19 protein-coding genes and 2 tRNA genes are annotated in these 19,999 nt (G+C 70.1%); 11 read left to right on the forward strand and 10 right to left on the reverse strand.

Annotated elements, in window-relative coordinates:
* The first annotated feature begins 84 nt into the window (after positions 1-84).
* Positions 85-783, forward strand: a complete 699-nt coding sequence (gene radB / locus IEX84_RS01370) for a DNA repair and recombination protein RadB (protein WP_188869184.1) — start codon at positions 85-87, stop codon at positions 781-783.
* On the opposite strand, the gene IEX84_RS01375 is transcribed toward radB, so the two are convergent.
* The 3 genes from IEX84_RS01375 to IEX84_RS01380 form a co-directional block, all read right to left on the reverse strand.
* Positions 780-1,937, reverse strand: coding sequence for a CBS domain-containing protein (locus IEX84_RS01375; RefSeq protein WP_188869185.1), 1,158 nt, complete (start codon positions 1,935-1,937; stop codon positions 780-782). The two genes, radB and IEX84_RS01375, sit on opposite strands and share 4 nt — an antisense overlap.
* Before the next feature lie 257 nt (positions 1,938-2,194).
* Positions 2,195-2,320, reverse strand: coding sequence for a hypothetical protein (locus IEX84_RS14670; protein ID WP_268237615.1), 126 nt, complete (start codon positions 2,318-2,320; stop codon positions 2,195-2,197).
* 373 nt (positions 2,321-2,693) lie between these two features.
* Positions 2,694-2,768: transfer RNA gene (locus tag IEX84_RS01380), tRNA-Val, on the reverse strand.
* A 170-nt stretch (positions 2,769-2,938) separates the two neighbouring features.
* Here IEX84_RS01380 and trpD point away from each other — a divergent pair.
* Genes trpD through trpG form a run of 4 tightly spaced genes read left to right on the forward strand, consistent with a single transcriptional unit; the run spans position 2,939 to position 6,808 of the window.
* A complete protein-coding gene (gene trpD / locus IEX84_RS01385; protein ID WP_188869186.1) occupies positions 2,939-3,970 on the forward strand; it encodes an anthranilate phosphoribosyltransferase in 1,032 nt (343 codons plus the stop codon).
* Positions 3,971-3,972: 2 nt separating this feature from the next.
* Positions 3,973-4,647: a phosphoribosylanthranilate isomerase gene (locus IEX84_RS01390; RefSeq protein WP_188869187.1), complete on the forward strand. Its 675-nt coding sequence runs from the start codon at positions 3,973-3,975 to the stop codon at positions 4,645-4,647.
* Positions 4,647-6,227, forward strand: coding sequence for an anthranilate synthase component I (trpE, locus tag IEX84_RS01395; protein WP_188869188.1), 1,581 nt, complete (start codon positions 4,647-4,649; stop codon positions 6,225-6,227). Before IEX84_RS01390 ends, trpE begins: the two co-directional genes overlap by 1 nt.
* Positions 6,224-6,808, forward strand: a complete 585-nt coding sequence (gene trpG / locus IEX84_RS01400; RefSeq protein ID WP_188869189.1) for an anthranilate synthase component II — start codon at positions 6,224-6,226, stop codon at positions 6,806-6,808. The genes trpE and trpG overlap by 4 nt, the downstream gene beginning before the upstream one ends.
* Here trpG and IEX84_RS01405 read toward each other — a convergent pair.
* Positions 6,805-7,005: a hypothetical protein gene (locus IEX84_RS01405; protein WP_188869190.1), complete on the reverse strand. Its 201-nt coding sequence runs from the start codon at positions 7,003-7,005 to the stop codon at positions 6,805-6,807. The two genes, trpG and IEX84_RS01405, sit on opposite strands and share 4 nt — an antisense overlap.
* 395 nt (positions 7,006-7,400) lie before the next feature.
* On the opposite strand from IEX84_RS01405, the gene IEX84_RS01410 reads away from it, so the two are divergent.
* Together IEX84_RS01410 and IEX84_RS01415 are read left to right on the forward strand one after the other, a co-directional pair.
* Positions 7,401-10,583, forward strand: coding sequence for an adenosylcobalamin-dependent ribonucleoside-diphosphate reductase (locus IEX84_RS01410; RefSeq protein WP_188869191.1), 3,183 nt, complete (start codon positions 7,401-7,403; stop codon positions 10,581-10,583).
* A 156-nt stretch (positions 10,584-10,739) separates the two neighbouring features.
* The gene (locus IEX84_RS01415; RefSeq protein WP_188869192.1) at positions 10,740-10,886 is read left to right on the forward strand and encodes an HVO_2523 family zinc finger protein; all 147 of its coding nucleotides are present in this window, start codon (positions 10,740-10,742) and stop codon (positions 10,884-10,886) included.
* Here IEX84_RS01415 and IEX84_RS01420 read toward each other — a convergent pair whose 3' ends face one another.
* Positions 10,887-11,528: a TVP38/TMEM64 family protein gene (locus IEX84_RS01420; protein WP_188869193.1), complete on the reverse strand. Its 642-nt coding sequence runs from the start codon at positions 11,526-11,528 to the stop codon at positions 10,887-10,889.
* Positions 11,529-11,613: 85 nt separating this feature from the next.
* Between IEX84_RS01420 and IEX84_RS14875 the strand changes: the two genes are divergently transcribed.
* Positions 11,614-12,216 (forward strand): DUF5830 family protein, encoded by a 603-nt coding sequence (locus IEX84_RS14875; RefSeq protein ID WP_407647579.1) that lies wholly within the window; start codon positions 11,614-11,616, stop codon positions 12,214-12,216.
* Here the strand turns inward: IEX84_RS14875 and IEX84_RS01430 are convergent.
* Entirely contained in the window at positions 12,200-13,501 is a 1,302-nt protein-coding gene (locus tag IEX84_RS01430) for a DUF7115 domain-containing protein (RefSeq protein WP_188869194.1), read from the reverse strand. The two genes, IEX84_RS14875 and IEX84_RS01430, sit on opposite strands and share 17 nt — an antisense overlap.
* 123 nt (positions 13,502-13,624) lie before the next feature.
* On the opposite strand from IEX84_RS01430, the gene IEX84_RS01435 reads away from it, so the two are divergent.
* A tRNA-Met gene (locus IEX84_RS01435) sits at positions 13,625-13,777 on the forward strand.
* A gap of 103 nt (positions 13,778-13,880) precedes the next feature.
* Here the strand turns inward: IEX84_RS01435 and IEX84_RS01440 are convergent.
* Entirely contained in the window at positions 13,881-14,306 is a 426-nt protein-coding gene (locus IEX84_RS01440) for a hypothetical protein (RefSeq protein ID WP_188869195.1), read from the reverse strand.
* Positions 14,307-14,548: 242 nt separating this feature from the next.
* Between IEX84_RS01440 and IEX84_RS01445 the strand changes: the two genes are divergently transcribed.
* Complete coding sequence (locus IEX84_RS01445) at positions 14,549-14,791, forward strand: hypothetical protein (RefSeq protein ID WP_188869196.1); 243 nt, start codon at positions 14,549-14,551, stop codon at positions 14,789-14,791.
* Positions 14,792-14,909: 118 nt separating this feature from the next.
* Here IEX84_RS01445 and IEX84_RS01450 read toward each other — a convergent pair whose 3' ends face one another.
* Both IEX84_RS01450 and IEX84_RS01455 read right to left on the reverse strand, forming a co-directional pair.
* Entirely contained in the window at positions 14,910-15,854 is a 945-nt protein-coding gene (locus IEX84_RS01450; RefSeq protein WP_188869197.1) for a DMT family transporter, read from the reverse strand.
* A 117-nt stretch (positions 15,855-15,971) separates the two neighbouring features.
* Complete coding sequence (locus IEX84_RS01455) at positions 15,972-16,493, reverse strand: CBS domain-containing protein (protein WP_188869198.1); 522 nt, start codon at positions 16,491-16,493, stop codon at positions 15,972-15,974.
* An 82-nt stretch (positions 16,494-16,575) separates the two neighbouring features.
* Here IEX84_RS01455 and IEX84_RS01460 point away from each other — a divergent pair, with 82 nt between their 5' ends.
* Complete coding sequence (locus IEX84_RS01460) at positions 16,576-17,196, forward strand: ribonuclease H (RefSeq protein ID WP_188869199.1); 621 nt, start codon at positions 16,576-16,578, stop codon at positions 17,194-17,196.
* A 353-nt stretch (positions 17,197-17,549) separates the two neighbouring features.
* Here IEX84_RS01460 and IEX84_RS01465 read toward each other — a convergent pair whose 3' ends face one another.
* Positions 17,550-19,811 (reverse strand): NADP-dependent malic enzyme, encoded by a 2,262-nt coding sequence (locus IEX84_RS01465; protein ID WP_188869200.1) that lies wholly within the window; start codon positions 19,809-19,811, stop codon positions 17,550-17,552.
* Positions 19,812-19,999 lie beyond the last annotated feature (188 nt).

Here is a 19,999-nt window from a genome sequence, read left to right on the forward strand (position 1 = left end):
CTTCCCGGGTGCGACCGGACCACGGGGGTGTCGGGGTCGCGGGCATCGGCGCGTTTTTCCCGGGCGGCGCGCTACTGACGGCCGATGAGTGCACTGACGACGGGGTGCGGGCCGCTCGACGACCTCCTCGGCGGCGGGCTGGAGCGCGGGGCGGTCACGCAGGTGTACGGCCCGCCGGGTGCGGGGAAGACGACCGTCGCGCTCGCCGCGGCCGCGCACGTCGCCGCGAACGGCGGGACGGCCGTCTACGTCGACACCGAGGGGCTCTCCCCGGACCGCTTCGAGCAGGTGCTCTCGGCGGTCGCGGACGACCCCGACGACGCCGCCGAGCGCATCGTCGTCAGCGAGGCGCGCGACTTCGACGAGCAGGCCGAGGCCGTGAAGGACGCGGAGGGATTCGCGGAGCGCGCGGACCTCGTCGTCCTCGACTCCGCGACGGGGTTCTACCGGCTCCGCCGGACCGAGGACGCCGGCGAGAACGGCGAGGCGCTCCGCGAGGTCGCCCGGCAGGTGACACATCTACTGTCGCTCGCGCGCAAACACGATCTGGCGGCGCTCGTGACGAACCAGGTGTACACCGACCCGGACGCCGACCGGACGCGCCCGCTCGGCGGGCACACCCTCGAACATTGGACGGCGACGGTCGTCAGATTGGAGCGCTTCCGCGGCGACGCCCGCCGGGCGGTCCTGGAGAAACACCGGGCGAAGCCGACGGGTGAACGCGCGCGCTTCGAGATCACGGACCGCGGCCTCGAAGCGCCCGCGGACGGAACCGACTTCTAGAGTTCGCCGAGCTTGCGGAGGAGCTGGCCCTGGTACTCCTCGTCAGCCTGCACGCCCTTCACTTCGAGGACGTTGCGTTCGAGCGTGTCGAGCGCCATGTAGTAGGCGTTGTCCGCGCCGTACCCCTCGCCCGTGCCGGCGATCTGGCCCTGGTTCGTCCGCAGGCGAATCTGACACTGGATGAGCGGCGTGCCCCGAAGGCGCTCTTTGTGCTCGTGGAAGCGCACGTGCGCGTGGCGGACGTGGAGCTTCGAGTACTTCTCGGTGACCTCCTCGATGCCCTCGCGGACGTCCTCGCGGACGAGCGTGTCGAGCAGGTCGATGTTCGTTATCTGAACGTCCATGTGCTCCTCCTCGGTGTAGGAGAGCGCGCGCAGCACGTCCGTCTTCGTGAGGACACCGGCGACGGTGTCGGGTTCGTTCTCCGTCGTGACGACGAGGCCGGCGTAGTCGTTCTCCAGCATCGTGCGGACGGCGGACTCGACGCTGTCGTCGGGCCGGATCGTCTCGACGGGCTCGGACATGACGTCGGAGACCGGGAGGTCGAGCATCCGCTCGACTTCGCCGCGCCGGTCGCCGCGCGTCGTCTTCTCGATGTCGCGCGTGACGAAGCGCACGAGGTCGTAGGTCGTCACGACGCCCGTGAGGTCGCCGTCCTCGTCGAGGACGGGGAGACGGGAGATACCGTGCTCGCGCAGGCGGTTGATGACCGTCCCGACCGTGTCGTCCTCGTTCACGGTGACGACGTCGGCCGTGTAAATCTGCTCGACGGTCAGCGCGTCGAGGCTGTCGAGGACGGCCTCGAGGATGTGGTCCTCCGTGACGATTCCCCAGAGCTGGTCGGCCTCGAAGACGGGCGCGATCTTCGTGCCGCCCTCGACGAGCTTACGGGCGACGTCGCGGACGTCCTCGGTGCGTTCGAGCTTCGGCGCGTTCCCGCTCGGGTTGGCGATGGTGATCGCGCGCGTGTCGTCCTCGATGTGGGAGCTGAGGAGCTGTTTCTGGGTGATGACGCCCTCGTACTCCGCGCCGCCCGCGCGGGTGACGATGACGCCCTTCGGGTTCTCGTCCTCGAAGAGGGCCCGCACCTTCCCGAGTCGCTCCTCGGCGTCGACCTCGGTGTAGTCCTGCGTTGCGATATCGGAGATGTCCATGTACCCGCGGAGTTGGCCCGGGAGGGTCTAAAGGGTTGTTGCAGGCACACGCGAAACCGCGTTTCGAGGGAGCGGCGCGACGACCCCCCAGACGGCGGGGAAAGCGGTTTCAGGCAGAGCGCGGTAGTAAGACCCATGGGAGAACGTGTCTGTTATCGTGAATTCTGTCCGGACTGCGACGCCGCGCTCACGCACCGGGACGAGACCTGCCCGGACTGCGGCGCGGCCCTCGACGGGTAGGTACGCGTCGGGAGCGGTCAGGACGACGCCGCGACGTCGAAGCGCAGGCCGCCGTCGTCGGTGACGACGAGCGTCGCCGACGTCCCCCGTTCCGCGGCCGCTTCCGTGACCGTGACGGTCCGCACGAGGAGCTCGTCGTTCACGGAGAGGTGCCGTTCAACGACGATTAGACCGAAACGAACCACGGAGCTAGCGTTCGCGGCACGAGGGGCTCGAAGAGCCCGGTAGTGCCGCGAGTCACAGCGCGCGAAGCGCGCTGGCCGACGGACGACTAACGCGAACGAAGTGAGCGGCAGGAGTGAGGACGGCTTTTGGCCGAGCTTTCACGAGCGAAACCGTCGCTCTGCGACGGGTGAGCGCGGTAAAAGTCGAGGGAGTGGGTTGGGGCGGATTGTGAACCACGGTCGGACGTGCTCGCTGGCGCTGCGCGCGACCTCCCTGATTCAAATCCACCCGGCCACGTTCGACGAACGACGGACTCCTCGCGTTGCTCGTCGTCGTTGTGTCGTCGAAAAGTGGGTTGGGGCGGATTTGAACCGCCGGCCTCCTCCATGTCAAGGAGGTGTCATAGCCTGACTAGACCACCAACCCGCACGGCGTCGCGTGCTTCCGAACGCATCTCTTCGTTGTCCCGGGGTATAGTTGAAGGTTTCGAACCGGAGCCGCCGAGAGGGTGGTTCCCACCCGGGCGTCGCGCGACAGGCTTATACTGGTGTACAGACTTGTACATCGTAAGCCGAATTCGTACACCGGTGTCCACTATGCAGGATTACATCGAACGCGTCACGGACGGGGAGGACCTCACGCTGGCAGAGGCACGCGACGCCGCGACGGCCGTCTTCGACGGCGCGAGCGACGCGCAGATCGGCGCACTGCTCGCCGGGTTGCGCGCGAAGGGCGAGACGGAGACGGAGATCGCGGGCTTCGCGCAGGGGATGCGCGACGCCGCCATCACCATCGACCCCGAACGCAGCCCGCTCGTCGACACGTGCGGGACGGGCGGGGACGACTACGACACCATCAACGTCTCCACGACGTCCGCCATCGTCGTCGCCGCGGCGGGCGTCCCCGTCGCCAAGCACGGCAACTACTCCGTCTCCTCCTCCTCGGGGAGTTCGGACGTCTTAGAGGAGGTGGGCGTCGACCTCGACGCCGACCCGGCGGCCGTCGAGGACCACATCGAGAGCTACGGTATCGGGTACATGCACGCGCCCGCGTTCCACCCCGCGATGAAGGCCGTCATCGGCCCGCGGCGCGAGCTCGGGATGCGCACCATCTTCAACGTCCTCGGGCCGCTGACGAACCCCGCGGGCGCGGACGCGCAGGTCCTCGGCGTCTACGACCCCGACCTCGTGTCCGTCATCGCGAGCGCGCTCACGGAGATGCCCGCGGAGGACGCCCTCGTCGTCCACGGCAGCGGCCTCGACGAGATAACGATCCACGACGAGACGGTCGTCGCGGAGGTCCACGGCGACGAAATCGAGGAGTACACGCTCACGCCCGCGGACCTCGGGCTGGAGCGGAGCCCCATCGACGCCATCGCCGGGGGGACACCGGCGGAGAACGCGGCGGACCTGCGCGGAATCGTCGAGGGCGACGTGACGGGCGCGAAGCGCGACGTCATCCTCGCCAACGCGGGCGCGGCGGTCTACGTCTCGGGGGAGGCCGACACGCTCGAAGCCGGCGTGGACGCCGCCCGCGAGGCCATCGACTCGGGCGCGGCCGCCGAGAAACTCGACGCGCTCCGCGGTGCGGACGCGGACGCGGAGCGAAGCACGAGCGTGGAGCAGTGACGATGGCCGGACGCACCCGTGCGAAGGTCTGCGGGCTGACGAACGCCGACGACGTCGCGGCGGCGGTCGACGCGGGCGCGGACGCCCTCGGGTTCATCGTGGACGTGCCGGTGGACACGCCCCGCGAAATCGACCCCGAGACGGCCGCAACCCTCGTCGCGGACGTCCCGCCGTTCGTCTCGACGGTGCTCGTCACGATGGCGGCCCCCGAGGACGTCCCGGCGCTCCACGAGCGCGTGGGGACCGACGCCGTGCAGGTCCACGGGGACGTCGACGCGGACGCGCTCGCCGCGCTCGCGGCCGACTGCGACGCGACGCTCGTGAAGACGGTGGACGCGGCGGCGCCGGAGTCGGCGCGCGCGTACGCCGACGTCGCGGACGCGCTGCTCGTCGACTCGACGGACGCGTCGGGCGCGGGCGGCACCGGGCGGACGCACGACTGGACGGCGACGCGCGACCTCGCGGCCGACCTCGACGTCCCCGTGGTCCTCGCGGGCGGGCTCACGCCCGCGAACGTCGCGGAGGCGGTGCGGACGGTCGAACCGTACGCGGTCGACGTCGCCTCGGGCGTGGAGCGCGAGGGCGGCGCGAAGGACCGCGACGCCGTGCGGTCGTTCGTGGCGAACGCGACGGGCGCGCTCGACGGCGTGGACGAGGAAGCGGAGGTGTCGGCCTGATGGCGTTCGACGTGTCGCGCGAGGCGTTCGTCGAGCGCGCGGCCGGCGACGGCCCGGGCGTCGTCTACGCCGAAGCCGAACTCGACGTCGACGTCACGCCGCTGGGCGCGTACGCGGCGCTCGCTGACGGCGACTACGGCTTCCTGCTCGAATCCGCGGAGAAGACCGCGGCCTCGGACCCCGGCGGGGCGTTTCGGCCGCGCGACGCGGCGGGGGACCGGCACGCGCGCTACTCGTTCGTCGGCTACGACCCGGACGCGGTCGTGAGCGCGACGCCCGAGGGGGCGACGGTCGAGCGGCTCGCGGACACGCGCGCGGCGGCGAGCGTGACGCCGGGCGACGGCGACGTCCTCGACCAGCTCCGCGGGGCGCTCCCGGACGCGGACCGCCGTGGCTTCCCGGAGAGCGAGCGCCAACTGCTCGATGGCGGCCTCGTGGGGTTCGTCGCCTACGACGCCGTCTACGACCTGTGGCTCGACGAGGTCGGCGTGGAGCGCCCGGAGACGCGCGTCCCGGACGCGGAGTTCGTCCTCACGACGCGCGCGCTGCGCTTCGACCGGGCGACGGGGACGCTGTCGCTCGTCTGCACGCCGGTCGTCGACCCGGCCGCGGACGACGTCGGGGCGCTCTACGACGACCTCGTCGCGGAGGCGGCGCGCGTCGAGCGCGCGCTCGCGGACGCGGACGAGCCGGAGACCGGCGGCTTCGAGCCGGTCGCGGAGCACGCGGGGCCGCAGGCGGAGTACGAGGAGGCGGTCGAGCGCGCCAAGACGGCGGTGCTCGACGGCGAGATATACCAGGGCGTGATCTCGCGGACGCGCGAGCACGAGGGCGAACTCGACCCGCTCGGGCTCTACGCGGCGCTGCGCGAGATCAATCCCTCGCCGTACATGTACGTCCTGAAACACGGCGAGCGGACGGTCGTGGGTGCGAGCCCGGAGACGCTCACGAGCGTCCACGGCGACGAGGTGCTGAACAACCCCATCGCGGGCACCTGCCCGCGCGGGACGAGCCCCGTGGAGGACCGCCGGCTCGCGGGCGAGATGCTCGCGGACGAGAAGGAGCGCGCCGAGCACACGATGCTCGTCGACCTCGCGCGCAACGACGTCCGGCGCGTCAGCGAGGCGGGGAGCGTTCGCGTCCCGGAGTTCATGCGCGTCCTCAAGTACAGCCACGTCCAGCACATCGAGTCGACGGTGACCGGCCGCCTGCGCGACGACCTCGACGCCTTCGACGCGATTCGCGCGGCCTTCCCCGCGGGGACGCTCTCGGGCGCGCCGAAGGTGCGCGCGATGGAGCTCATCGACGAGCTCGAACGAACACCCAGAGGCATCTACGGCGGCGGCGTGGGGTACGTCTCGTGGACGGGCGACGCGGACGTCGCCATCTGCATCCGGACGGCGACGGTCGAGCACGGCGCGGGCACGGACGGCGCGGACGTCGTTCGGGTGCGCGCGGGTGCCGGCGTCGTCGCGGACTCCGACCCGACGAGCGAGTACGAGGAGACGGAGAAGAAGATGGGGGGGGTACTCGACGCCCTCGACGCGGTCACGCGGACCCCCGAGGAGGTCCGGCGATGAAGGTCGTCTTCGTCGACAACTTCGACTCGTTCACGTACAACCTCGTGGAGTACGTGAGCGAACACCCCGGCGTCGAGACGGCGGTTCTGAAGAACACGGCGTCGCTCGCCGACGTCGAGGCCGAGGAGCCGGACGCGCTCGTCATCTCGCCGGGCCCGGGCCACCCGAAGAACGCACGGGACGTCGGCGTCACCGCGGACGTCCTCACGGACCTGAGCCACGACGTGCCGACGCTCGGCGTCTGCCTCGGGATGGAGGCCGCGGCGTACGAGTACGGCGGGGCGGTCGGACACGCGCCCGCGCCCGTCCACGGGAAGGCCTACCCCGTCGAGCACGACGGCGCGGGCGTCTACCGGGACCTCGAACAGGGGTTCCAGGCGGGGCGCTATCACTCGCTCGTCTGCACGGCCATCCCGGACTGCTTCGACGTCACGGCGACGACGGAACACGACGGCGAGACGCTCCCGATGGGGATTCGTCACCGCGAGTACCCCATCAAGTGCGTGCAGTTCCACCCGGAGAGCGTGCTCACGGGCGTCGGCCACGACGTCGTCTCGAACTTCCTCGAATCGGTGCGCTAGAGGAACGTCGAGACGATCCAGAGCGCGCCGACGACGACGACGGCGAGCACGATGAGCTTCGAGGCGACGTTGAGCACGAATTTCCCGACGACGACGGCGAGGAGCGCGAGGACCAGCGCGACGACGAGCGAGCCGAGGTCGCCCCCGGGGAGCCCGAGGACGAGCGGGAGCGCCGCGGTCGGTGTGAGTGGTGCCATACGGTGTCCGTCGGCGGGTGAGACGAAAAGTCTGGGGGCGGCCACGCGCCGCGACCGCCGGTGAGCACCGTCGTCCCCTCGGGTCGCCGGCGCGCGGCGGCGCGGGTCGTCGACGCGACGCGTGAAACTGAAAAGCCACGGAGGGCGGCCGAATCGACGCGCGTAGTCGGCCACTTTCACACCGCTTTACGAGGGGTTATGCCCCTCCCGCGAATACGGACGTAGCACGCGCGAGGCCGGTCCGGGTGTGAGTCGCTCACCACCGATGGCCGTGAACGGAAACACTATGACCGGTCCGCCAGTAACGATTGGTCGTCTCGAACGACCCCTTACCACCCACTACCTATGAGCCCGAAACCCACCTGTACGTCACGAGCAGCACGGAGGCGCGACGCATGAGTTCGAACGACATCGGCGCGGACGAAGTCACCCTGCCCATCAAGCGCGTCGACGGCGACACGCTCGCCGAGCGGATGACCGAGAACGCGTACAACAACATCCTGCCGGCGCGCTACCTCCGACAGAACGCCGACGGCGACCTCGTCGAGGACCAGGAGGACCTCTTCGTGCGCGTCGCGAAGAACATCGCGCTCGCCGAGGCCGTCTTCGAGGCCGAGAAGCAGGGCGTCGACGTGACCGTCACGCCCGACCAGGTGAAGCCGGACCACCCGCGCCGCGACGAACTCGTCGCGGAGGTCTTCGGCGACGACGTCTCCCTCGACGGCGACGTCGAAATCGACCTCACGGAGGAGAACGTCAACAAGTTCGCCTACGAGACGGTCGTCCCCGAGCTCCCCGACGAGGTCCGCGCGCACGTCGAGGACACCGCGGAGCGCTTCGAGGGGCTGATGAGTCGGCTCGCCTTCATGCCGAACTCCCCGACGCTGATGAACGCGGGCGACGAGCTCCAGCAGCTCTCGGCGTGTTTCGTCGACTCGCCCGCCGACGATTTAACTGACATCCACCAGACCGCGAAGGAAGCGGCGGAAGTCTTCCAGAGCGGCGGCGGCATGGGGTACGCCTTCTGGCAGCTGCGCCCCTACGGCGACCCCGTCGGCTCCACGGGCGGCATCGCCTCCGGCCCGATGACGTTCATGGAGACGTTCGACCAGATGTGCGAGACCATCGCGCAGGGCGGCGCGCGCCGCGGTGCGCAGATGGGCGTCATGCGCATCGGCCACCCGGACGTCATCGAGTTCATCCACTCGAAGAACAAGGACGTCTCGCTGGCCCACTGCCTGAAGCTCAACGACCCCGACGACTACACGTACACGACGTTCGGCGAGGCCTTAGAGGAGGCCCGCGACCTCATCGACGAGGACGGCAAGGTGCCCAAACACCTGCGCAACGCCGTCGAGGGCCACCTCTCGAACTTCAACATCTCCGTCGGCGTCTCCGACGACTTCATGGAGGCGCTCCAGAACGGCGAGGAGTTCACCTTCACGAACCCGCGGACGGGCGAACCCCACATCGCCACCGCGGAGACGAAGGAGATGTACTCGCGCTACGACCTCGGCGAGCACGTCGACGTCGGCGAGGAGTTCTCCATCCCGGCGGAGCTCGTCTGGGAGCGCATCGTCGAGGGCGCCCACGAGAACGGCGAACCCGGCGTCGTCTACCTCGACCGCGCGAACACGGAGCACTCCTTCGACGTCGAGGAACACCCCGAACACGAGATGCTCGCCACGAACCCCTGCGGCGAGCAGCCCCTGGAGGAGTACGAGGCCTGCAACCTCGGGCACATCAACCTCTCCACCATCGTCGCCGAGGACGCCCCCGACTGGCGCGTCTGGAGCGAGAACAACGACTACGACAGTCTGGAGGAGGGCATCTCGCGCTTCCTCGAGGAGGCCCTCGACCAGGAGGAGTTCGACTACCGCATCGAGACCGGCACGCGCTTCCTCGAAAACGTCGTCACGATGTCGGACTTCCCGGTCCCGGAGATCGAGGAGAAGGTCTCCGAGATGCGCAAGATCGGCCTCGGCATCATGGGCCTCGCGCAGCTCTACGTCCAGCTCGGGATGCGCTACGGCGACGAGCCCGCGAACGAGGTGGCGAGCCAGGTGATGCAGCACATCAACCACGGCTCGAAGACCGCCTCCCACGAGCTCGCGGAGGAGCGCGGCTCCTTCGACGAGTGGGACAACTCGAAGTACGCGAACCCGACGGAGTACGCGGAGTGGTTCGAGCACCACACCGGCGAGGACCCCGAAGCGTACGCGGAGGGGTACGCGATTCGCAACCACAACACGACGACCATCGCGCCGACCGGTACGACGTCGATGGTCGGCAACACCACGGGCGGCTGTGAGCCCATCTACAACGTCGCCTACTACAAGAACGTCTCCGACGACGTGCAGGGCGACGAGATGCTCGTCGAGTTCGACGACTACTTCCTCCGGACGCTGGAGGCCAACGACGTCGACGTCGAGGCGGTCAAGGAGGAAGCCCAGGAGCAGATGGCGAACAACGAGTTCGACGGCGTCTCCGGGCTCTCCACCGTCCCAGACGCCATCGGCGAGCTCTTCGTCGTCACCGCCGACCTCTCCGGCAAGCAGCACGCCGCGGTCCAGTGTGCGTGTCAGGACGGCGTCGACTCCGCCATCTCGAAGACCTGTAACTTCCCGAACTCCGCGTCCGTCGAGGACATGCGCGAGGTGTACGAGTACATCTACGAGCACGGCGGGAAGGGCGTCACCGTCTATCGGGACGGGACGCGCTCGAAGCAGGTCCTCACGACGCGCGCCGACAACACCGAGTTCAGCGACATGGAGGAGGACGAGGCCGCCGAGGCGATGCTGGAGAGCATCCGCGACACATTCGGCGACCTTGAGGGCTTCCTCGACAACGAGGAGGTCCGCGCGGCGGTCGGCGACGACGTCGACGAACTCGTCGAGATCGACGTCGCCCCGGAGGGCGCACAGAAGCGTCCGCGCCCGGACGTCCTCTACGGCGTCACCCAGCGCATCGACACGGGCTACGGGAAGCTCTACGTGAACATCAACGAGGACGAGGCCGGCCGGCCGTTCGAGCTCTTCGCCAACATCGGCAACTCGGGCGGCTTCACGGCCTCGTTCACGGAATCGCTCGCCAAGACGGTCTCGACGGCGCTGCGCGCCGGCGTCGACCCCGAAGAGATCGCGAGCGAACTCCAGGGCATCCGTTCGCCGAAGGTCGCCTGGGACAAGGGCGAGCAGATAAACTCCATCCCGGACGCCATCGGCACCGCGATGCGCCGCTACCTCGACGGCGAGATCGACAAACAGGTGCCCAAACAGCAGAACCTCACGGAGCTCGCGGAGGAGGACACCGAGGGCGTCGAGACGGACGGCTCGGGCGCGACGAGCGCGAACGCGAACGCGAGCGCCGACGTGGACATCGACGTCGGCGACGCCGCCTCCCCGAACGTCGACGTCGCCGAACCCGCGGAGAGTCAGTCCGCCGATGCCGACGACGCGACCGCGGACCTGCTCGCGGCCGGCGAGAGCCCCGAGTGTCCGGATTGCGGCGCGATGGACCTCTACTACTCCGAGGGCTGCAAGACCTGCCAGTCGTGTGGCTGGTCCGAGTGCTCGTAACCTGACGCGACGCTGACGCGCGGTGCGTCGTCGTCTCTCCACTCTTCGCGTTCTCCACTTCTCTCCCGCTCTGCGCCCCGTCTCTCTCCCGTTCTTTCCTTCCCCGTCACGCGACGCACGCGTAACGCTCTTGGCCGCGACCCGCGAGAATCGGGTATGAGCGACGCCGACGGGGCGAACGGCGGTCGCGGGGGTGGCGGACGGCCATGCCCGATGTGCGAGCGGCCGCTGTACAAGCGCCACTGCAAGTACGTCTGCCCGAGCCACGGCGTCGTCTATGACTGCGCGGACACCTTCTGGTAGTTAGCGCTCGCGCCACCACGCGTACGCCGGCCCGACGACGACGAGCACGCCGACGGCCGCGATGACGACGACGAGGCGGGGGTCGACGTCGACGGCCGAGACGACGAACCGGTCGAGACCGGCACCGAGGGCGACGGCGGCGACGGTCCACGGGAGTTCGCCGAGGAGCGTACCGAGCGCGAACGCGCGAACGGGGACGCCACCCGCACCCGCCGCACCGGAGACGGCTTCGGCGGGCGTGGGGACGAGGCGGGCGGCCGCGACGCCCCGGACGCCGCCCGTGCGCTCGAAGTACGCCGTGCTCCCGGCGGTGAGTCGCCCGAGGAGGCCGTCGGCGTCGGCCGGGAGTCGGCGGCCAGCGTAGTAGGGGAGGAGGCTCGTGGCGACCGCGCCACAGAGCGCGAGCGGGAGGCCGACGGCGAGACCGTAGCGGTAGCCACAGAGCGCGGAGAGGACGGTTATCGGCCACGCGAAGAGGGGCCGAATCGCGTAGAGGGCGACGAGGACGAGCGGGAACCACGGGCTCGTGAGGAGCGCGTGGACGCGGGCGAGCGCCGCCGCCGGCGAGACGAGGAGGGCCGCGGCGGCGACGAGCGCGACGGCGACGGCGGCGAGGACGCGCGCGCGCTGGCTCGGAGACACGCTCCGCGGCTACGCGAGCGGTGGGAATAGGTCTTCTTCTCCCGTCCGCAGGCGCTATGTGGCCGGCCGACCACAGGAACGCGTAGTGACGCGAGAGGACCCGGAGCGCGAGGGGCACGCGAACGGGGAGAGCGGCGGCGACGGGCGTGAACCGCCGGGCCGCGACGCCACGCTGAGCGACCCGCGGTTCCGCGCGGACGACGCGGATGGCGGGAGCGATGGGAACACGCGGGACGAATCGCGCGGGGGTGACACCCGGCACGGCGCGTCGGACGAGCGGGACGAGCGAGCGCCGACCGAGGGCGAGCCGCGTGCGAGGGACGAAGTGCCCGCGGACCCCGACCCGGTCGAGCTCGGCGTCGCGCTGGTCGAGCGCCTGGAGGACGACGAACTCTCGATGGCGGCGTTGATGGACCGCGTGGAGACGGTGTCGACGCACCCGCGTATCGTCCGCGAGATAATCGAGGCGGCGGAGGAGCGTGGGCTGATCGAGCGCGACGGCGCGACCGTCCGCCCGCAGGGCGGGGGCTACGTCCGCTTCGGGGCGGACGTCGTGACGAAGGAGGGGGAGTTCTCGTGTCGACGCTGCGGCACGGGGCTCTCCGAGGGGTACTTCATCAGACTCGACACGGGCGAAATCGGGCCCTTCGGTTCGTCCTGTATCCGGAAGGTCACCGGTCGGGAATAGCGTCGAGGGCGTCCGCGATGCGCTCGCGTTGCTCGTCGAGCGCGTCGAGTTGGGCGTCGAGCGCGCGGCGCTGGCGTTCGAGGGTGTCGCGTTGGGCCTCGACGCGGTCGCGTTGGTCCGCGAGGGCGTCCCGGGCGGCTTCGAGTTCGGCGACGAGCGCGTCGACGTCGGATGCGTCGACCTCGGGTGTCTCGTCGCGGTCGGGAGCCGCGGGCGCGCCCGCCTCGGGGGTCGGCTCCCCGCTCCCGGCCGCGTTCGCGCCGTCGCGGGATCGGGGGGTGGTCGGATTCGGGTCGTTCAGGTGGTTCGTCGTCCCCGTATCGTCCACCGCGTGCGTGTCGGCGGTGCTCGCCTCCGTGACCGCGTGCGCGTCGTCAACTGCTCCCGCGTCATCAGCCGTCCCCGTGTCGTCCGCCGCGGCAGCACCGACTGACTCGGTCGCATCCGCGCTCGCGTTCGCGTTCGCGTCCCCGGTCGCACGCGCGCTCCGGTCGGGCGCGTGGCGGTTCCCGCCCGCGGCCGCGTCGGGGCGCGTGCTGCGCCCCTCGCCGATGACGTCGATTCCCGAATCCGCGAACGCGACCGCGGCGTCCCCGTCGTCGTCGGCCTCGGTGTCGTCGGCCTCGGAGTCGCCCGCGTCTTCCTCCTCACGCATCGCCTCGTGGAACGCGGCGCGTGAGGAGACGCCGTGCACCTCGTAGAGCGCGTCCTCGACGGTTTCGCGGACGTCGCGGAACTGCTCGTTCGGTACCTTGATGCGCTGGGTGCGCCCCGTCGTTTCGAGGACGAGCTGGCTCGCCACGCTCCCCTCCTCGGTGTCGAACCCCGTGACGTCCGCGTAGGCGATCTCGTCGTAGTCGGCGTCCCAGACGGCCGCGCCGACGTGGCGGACGAGGCGGCGGTCGGTGACGACGAGCGTGAGCTCGTTGAAGTGGTAGGTGCGGGAGACGGACTCGCCGGGGTCGGTGACGCCCGCGGCGTTCAGCACGCCCGCGAGGACGGGGTGGAGGACGTCGTCGACGCGGCCCGCGGGGACGACGACGGAGCGCTCGCCGTCGAGGCCGTAGTCGAGGGTGAGCGTCGCCTTCCGTCGGCCGTCCTCGACGGCGACGCGCTCGGCGTCGTGGCCGAATTCCTCGACGGACTCGCTGCTGAGCAGGCCGTCGGCGTGGTAGATAATCGTCCGGGTCGGCGTGACGAACAGGGCGTCGTCACCGCGGAGGGGTACGCGCGCGGCGACCGACTCGTCACCGAGCGCCGACGCGACGGCGGCGGGTACGTCCATACGCCGTCGTGCGCACGACCGAGCATAAAATCGACGCCGTCGATTCGCCGCCGTGGGGCGTGCGTGCAGGTGGCACTACCGAAAGAGAACTTTAATACGCGACCTCCGACTATGGTCGGGTGAGCCCGGGTGGCTTAGTCTGGTCATAGCGCCGCACTCATAGGGTTCCGAGATTCGGTGCGGCAGCCATTCGGTGGCTGTGCGTGTCCCCCGAGGCCCGCCGAGCCTCGAACCTGGGACATGCGGAGGCCGAGGGTTCGAACCCCTCCCCGGGCATTCTACGAGGGAACCACAGACCCCCGAGCGTCGGCTCCGTCCGTCGAGCGAGACACCGACTCGGACGGGAACGAGGGTGGTCGTCGTTCGACCTGACCGAGCGTCAGGGTAGGACGGTCTCTCGGACGTCGCCGACGAGCGCGTCGTGCTCGGCCTCCCACGCGTCCGCCTTCGTCCGCGCGATGTCCTCGACGACGCGCCCGACGCGGTCGCCGCCCGCGCCGAACTCCGTGTAGAGGCGCATGAAGTCCGCGGCGACGCCGTGTGCCTCGGAGAGGGACGGGACGGCGGCGAGCTCGAACGTCTCGATGGACGTCTCGACTTTTCCGTACCGAACGTCGACCCGGTAGCCGCGCTCGTCGTCGGCGACGTCGACCGGGACGCGTGAGGGTGAGAGGACGACGCGCATCGGGTGGTCGAGGTGTTCGTACTCGACGACGGTGCGCGGGTCGTACTTCCGCCCGACGTCCTCCTCCCAGTCGGGGTCGTCGCGCGTCCAGTTCGGCGGGACGGTCAGACCGTCACTCATGGTCCGTGGTTCTCGCGGCCCCGTGAAACCAGTACCGGCCCCGCCGACGCCGCGGTGACGGACGACATCGTGTCGCCGAGCGTCGGGCTCAGAGAAGGCGATAAACGGTTTAAGCGCCGCTCGACGGCTCGTGAAACGACTGGGGAGGCGAGTTCACGGCCCGCGGCGGCGTGAAACGAGCGGAACCATCGCGCCCCTATATGGAGCCGGGGGCCCACACGTCGAGTGAGGTCAGCCCGACCATGTCGAACCAACCATTCCACGACACCCCGCTGCGTCGACTCGGCGAGCACGCGGAGGGGGTCGCCCTCCTCCGCAGACCGGTCGAGGCGCTCGGTTTCTGGAGCGCCATCGCCCTCCCGTTCCTCTACGTCCCGCTCGTCGTCAGCGGCCTGCAGACGACCGGAACGCGCTACGCGTTCGCGCTGCTGGTCGCCCTCCACGTCGTCGCGCTCGTCGTCGGCCGCGAGTACCACGCGGAGTGACCGGCCCGCCACGTCGGTCCGTCCAGTTTCGCTCGACGCCGGTCGTCCGCTCCGTTCCGTTCCACTCCGTTCCGTTCCACTCCGTTCCGTTCCGTTCTCCACGCCGTCAGTCCGCTCGTCAGCCGTCGCCGACGCTACCGATGCGCGTGAGTTCCGCGCGTAGCGCGTGGCGCTTCAGGAGGCAGAAGCCCGCGAAGACGACGAGGAACCCGAGCGCGGTCGTGACGTCGAGGGCTTCGCCGAGGAGCCACCAGCCGACGAGCGCCGCGGTAATCGGCGCGACGTACGAGACGAGGTTCACTTCGACGGAGCCGAGGCGCTCGTGGAGGTCGAAGTAGAGGAGGAAGCCGAAAGCGCTCGCCACGACGGAGAGGTAGGCGAGCGAGCCGAGCGCCTCGGCGGTGAGCGGAATCGTCTGTGGTTCGCCGAGCGCGAGGCTCGCGGCGTTGAGCGAGAGCGCGCCGAGGAGCATCGCCCACGCCTCCATCGTCGCCGGCGGGAGGCCGGTGTCGAGGCGCTCCGTGAGGACGCTCCCGAGCGCGAACGCCGCGGTCGCACAGAGGACGAGGAGCGTGCCGACGGCGTTCGAGTCGAGGACGGCGGAGAGGTCGCCGCCGAGCACGGCCGCCGATGGGACGACGAGTATCGTGACGCCGACGAACCCACAGCAGAGCCCGAGGACGCCGAGCGGCGAGAGGCGGTCCTCCGTGAGGACGAGGCGGCTGAAGCCGGTCGTGAGGACGGGGCTGAGGCTGACGACGACGGCGGCCGCGGCGGCGGTCACGCCCGGGCGGGCCTCGCCGACGAAGAGGAACGCGTGGTAGGCGGCGATGAGGAGGACGCCGCCGACGGCGACGGCCAGCCACTCGCGGCGCGTCCGCGGCCGCCACCGGTCGGTCGTGACGACGGCGTACGCGAACATCAGGACGGCGGCGACGTCGAAGCGGAGCGCCGCGAAGAAGACCGGTGCGACGTGGGCGAGACCAGCCTTGATGGCGACGAAGGCCGACCCCCACGCGACGGCGAGGACGCAGAACAGGAGGGCGTCGCGGTATCGGGACACGGCGACGCGAGACGCCGCGCTCCACTCAACGTTTCGATGCGAGCCGAGCGGCGCGGGCCGGCGCCGGATACGAGTCGGTGTCCGGCGTCGGGTTTGGGCCCGGATTCGGCGTCGGGTTCAGACTTCGGCGTCGGCGTCGGCCGCACCCGCCGTTCGCTCGCGATAGATGGCCCCGAGGACGTCCTGGCGGGCGATGATGCCGACGAGTGCGCCGTTCTCGACCACGGGGATGCGGTTCACGTCCTCGTCCTCGTCGACGAGGACGGCGAGGACGTCGTCGAGGGACGCATCCGGGCTCACGGTGCGCACGTCGGTCGACATCACCTCGCGGATCGGCCGGCCGGCGTTCTTCACGAGGTCGAGTTCGACGTCGAGTTCGTCCCACGAGAGGTCGAGGGCGTACGTCAGGCTCTCCAAAAAGGGCGGGAGGCCGAAGGGCACGTAGAGGGTGCGCTCGCTCGGCTGGAAGATGTCGACGAGGTCGTGCTCGGTGACGACGCCGACGAGGTCGGTGCCCTCGACCACGGGGAAGCCCGTGAAGTCGCGCCGTGAGAGCTTCGTCAGTACCTCGCTGATCTCGTCGTCGGGGGCGACGGTCTCGACGTCCGTCGTCATCAGGTCGCGGGCGGTGAGCGCCATACGGGACACGTCGGCGGCCAGGGGTGGTAGTAGTTGCGGGGGCGGCGCACCGCTTAAGGCCCCGCGGGAGGTAGCCACCAATATGGCCACCGTGGGCCGGCGACGGCTACGTGAGCTGTTCGACGACGCACCGACCCCGCACATCGCTCACCACCCCCGGACGCACCACCGGGAGTATTACGTGGCGACGGACGGGTCGTTCGCCCCCGACGGCGGGGGTCTCGGCGTCATCATCGAGACGGGGAGCGGGGAGCGCGTCGCGCGCCTCGCCGTCCCCGACCCGGCCCCGGACAACAACGTCGCGGAGTACCGCGCGCTCCACCTCGGGCTGGACGTGCTCGCGCACCGCGCGCCCGCGGACGCGAACGTCGGCGTCCTCGTCGACCACAGCGCCCTCGCGGGCGACGTGAACCTCGCGGTCCTCGCGGGCCGCGGTGCCGACTACCGCCCCGTGCGCGACGCCGCGGTGCCGGCGGGCGCGGCGAACCACTGGCGCGGCATCCGCGCGCGCGTCGCCGGCTTCGGCGAACTGCGCGCCGCCGACCTGCGAAGCGGCGAGAACCCCGCGCACGTCCTCGCCAACGCGCCCGAGGAGTACGCGCACGTCAACGACGAACCGCCGCGCTGTCTCCTGCCCGGCGTCGGGTCCGAGGAGCCACAGATTCCGCCGCCGAGTCGGGCGAACCGCCACGCGGGGGATTAGGCGGCCCCCGAGCGACGCGAGGGGCCGCCGGACACGCGACCGGGGAGCGATAGCGACCCGTAAGCAACACGTTCGAGCGTCGCTCGGCGGCAAACCCGGTGGGAAAACCGCGACCGCTTACTCGCCCTCCTCCTGCGCGTCCACCACCGCCACGCCCGCGAGGTTGACGATGTCGCACCCACCTTTCCCGCCTCGCGCCGCTCGGCGGCAAACCTGGTGGGAAAACCGCCCTCGCTTACTCGTCCTCCTCCTGCGCGTCCACCACCGCCACGCCCGCGAGGTTGACGATGTCGCACCCACCTTTCCCGCCTCGCGCCGCTCGGCGGCAAACCTGGTGGGAAAACCGCCCTCGCTTACTCGTCTTCCTCCTGCGCGTCCACCACCGCCACGCCCGCGAGGTTGACGATGTCCTTGACCTCGTCACCGCGCTGGATGACGTGGACGGGTTCGTCCATCCCGGTGAGCATCGGGCCGATGGCGTCGGCGCCACCGAGGCGCTGGAGGAGCTTGTAGCCGATGTTGCCGGCCTCAAGGTTCGGGAAGACGAGGCAGTTCGCCGGGCCGTCGAGTTCCGCGAAGTCGTAGGTGTCCTCGAGGATGTCCGCGACGACGGCGGTGTCGGCCTGCATCTCGCCGTCCACCTGGAAGTCCACGCTCGGGTCGTCGCGGAGCGCCGCGGCGGCCTCAGCGACCTTCTCCGTGCCCGCAGTCTCGACGCTGCCGAAGTCCGAGTAGGAGAGCATCGCCACGCGGGGGTCGACGTTGAAGCGCCGGGCGAGCGCGGCGACGTGCTCCGCGATTTCCGCGAGGACGTCCGCGTCGGGCGCGGTGTTGACCGTGGTGTCCGCGCAGAAGATGACGCGGTTCTTGAACGTCAGCATGTAGACGCCGGCGACGTGCTCGGCGTCGGGCGCGGTGCCGATGACCTGGAGTGGGGGACGGAGCGCCGAGGGATAGTGGTGGGTGAGGCCGGTGAGGAGGGCGTCGGCGTCGCCCTGCTCGACCATCACGCTCCCGAGGTAGTTCGGGTCGCGCTCGACGAGCTCGGTCGCCTCGCTGCGCGTGAGGCCGTCGCGCTTGCGGAGTTCGTGGAGACGCTCGGCGTACGCCTCGTAATCGGCGGCTTCGGGGTCGACGACCTCGGGGTCGAAGTCGAGACCGAGGTCGGTAATCGTCGCGTCGATGGTGTCGCGGTCGCCGATGAGGACGGGGTGGGCGACGCCCTCCTCGACCATCTGGGAGGCAGCGCGGATCATCTTCTCGTCGTCGCCCTCGCCGAGGGCGACGCGTTTCGGGTCGCTCTTTGCCTTGTTGAGGACGACGCGCATCATCTCGCGGCTCTTCCCGAGGCGGGCTTCTAAGCGTTCGCGGTACGCCGCGAGGTCGAGGTCCGTCCGGGCGACGCCGGACGCCATGGCGGCGTCGGCGACGGCGGGCGCGACCTCGAAGAGCACCCGCGGGTCGACGGGTTTCGGGATGATGTACTCGGGGCCGAACTGCAGGGGCTGGTCGCCGTAGGCCTTCACCACCTGGTCGGGCACGTCCTCGCGGGCGAGTTCCGCCAGCGCCTCGGCGCAGGCCACCTTCATGTCCTCGTTGATCTCGGTGGCGCGAACGTCGAGCGCGCCGCGGAAGATGAACGGGAACCCGAGCACGTTGTTCACCTGGTTCGGGTGGTCGGAGCGCCCCGTCCCCATGATGACGGTGTCGTCGCGGGCGTTCTTCGCGTCCTCGTACTCGATTTCGGGGTCCGGGTTCGCCATCGCGAAGATGACCGGGTTGTCGGCCATCGAGCGGACCATCTCGGGCGAGACGATGTCGGGGGCGGAGAGGCCGATGAAGACGTCCGCGCCCTCCATCGCGTCCGCGAGGTCGCCGTCGGGGACGTCGCGGGCGAACTCGGCCTTGTGTTCGTTGACGTCGCCGGCGTCGGCGCGCGACTCGGTGATGATGCCCGTCGAGTCGCACATCGTGATGTTCTCGCGCGTCGCGCCGAGCGAGACGTAGAACTTCGCGCACGCGATGGCGGAGGCACCCGCCCCCGAAATCGTGATGTCGACGTCGGCGACGTCCTTCTGGACGATGTCGAGGGCGTTGAGGAGGCCGGCACCGCTGATGATGGCGGTCCCGTGCTGGTCGTCGTGGAAGACCGGAACGTCCATGCGCTCGCGGAGGCGCGTCTCGATCTCGAAGCACTCGGGGGCCTTGATGTCCTCCAGATTGACGCCGCCGAAGGTCGGCTCCATCGCGGCGACCGACTCGACGAACGCGTCGACGTCGTGCTGGTCGAGCTCGACGTCGAAGACGTCGATGTCCGCGAAGCGCTTGAAGAGCACGCCCTTCCCCTCCATCACGGGCTTCGAAGCCTGCGCGCCGATGTCGCCGAGGCCCAGCACCGCCGACCCGTTCGACACCACACCCACCAGGTTCCCCTTCGCCGTGTAGCGGTAGGCGTCGGTCTCGTCGGCGTCTATCTTCCGGCAGGGTGCGGCGACCCCCGGCGAGTACGCGAGCGAGAGGTCCCGCTGCGTGTTCGTCGGCTTCGTCGTCGCGATCTCCAGTTTCCCCGGGGGTTCGCGCTCGTGGTACTCCAGCGCGTCTTCGTCCAGTCCCATACGCCACCCAGTGCTTTCAACGATTATAAAAGGCCGAGGACGACACACGTCGAAGACCGGGGGCGGGACGGGCCGCGACGTCGGGCGGCGAGTGCGGTGTTCGTGTCGCTTGGCCGGCCGTTTCCGACCGATTTGGCGGTGGACCGTGCGGACGGCGTCGGTCCATGGGGAAAGCGTGTTAACCGCCG

Source organism: Halarchaeum rubridurum (assembly GCF_014647115.1).
GTDB classification, from domain to species: Archaea; Halobacteriota; Halobacteria; order Halobacteriales; family Halobacteriaceae; genus Halarchaeum; species Halarchaeum rubridurum.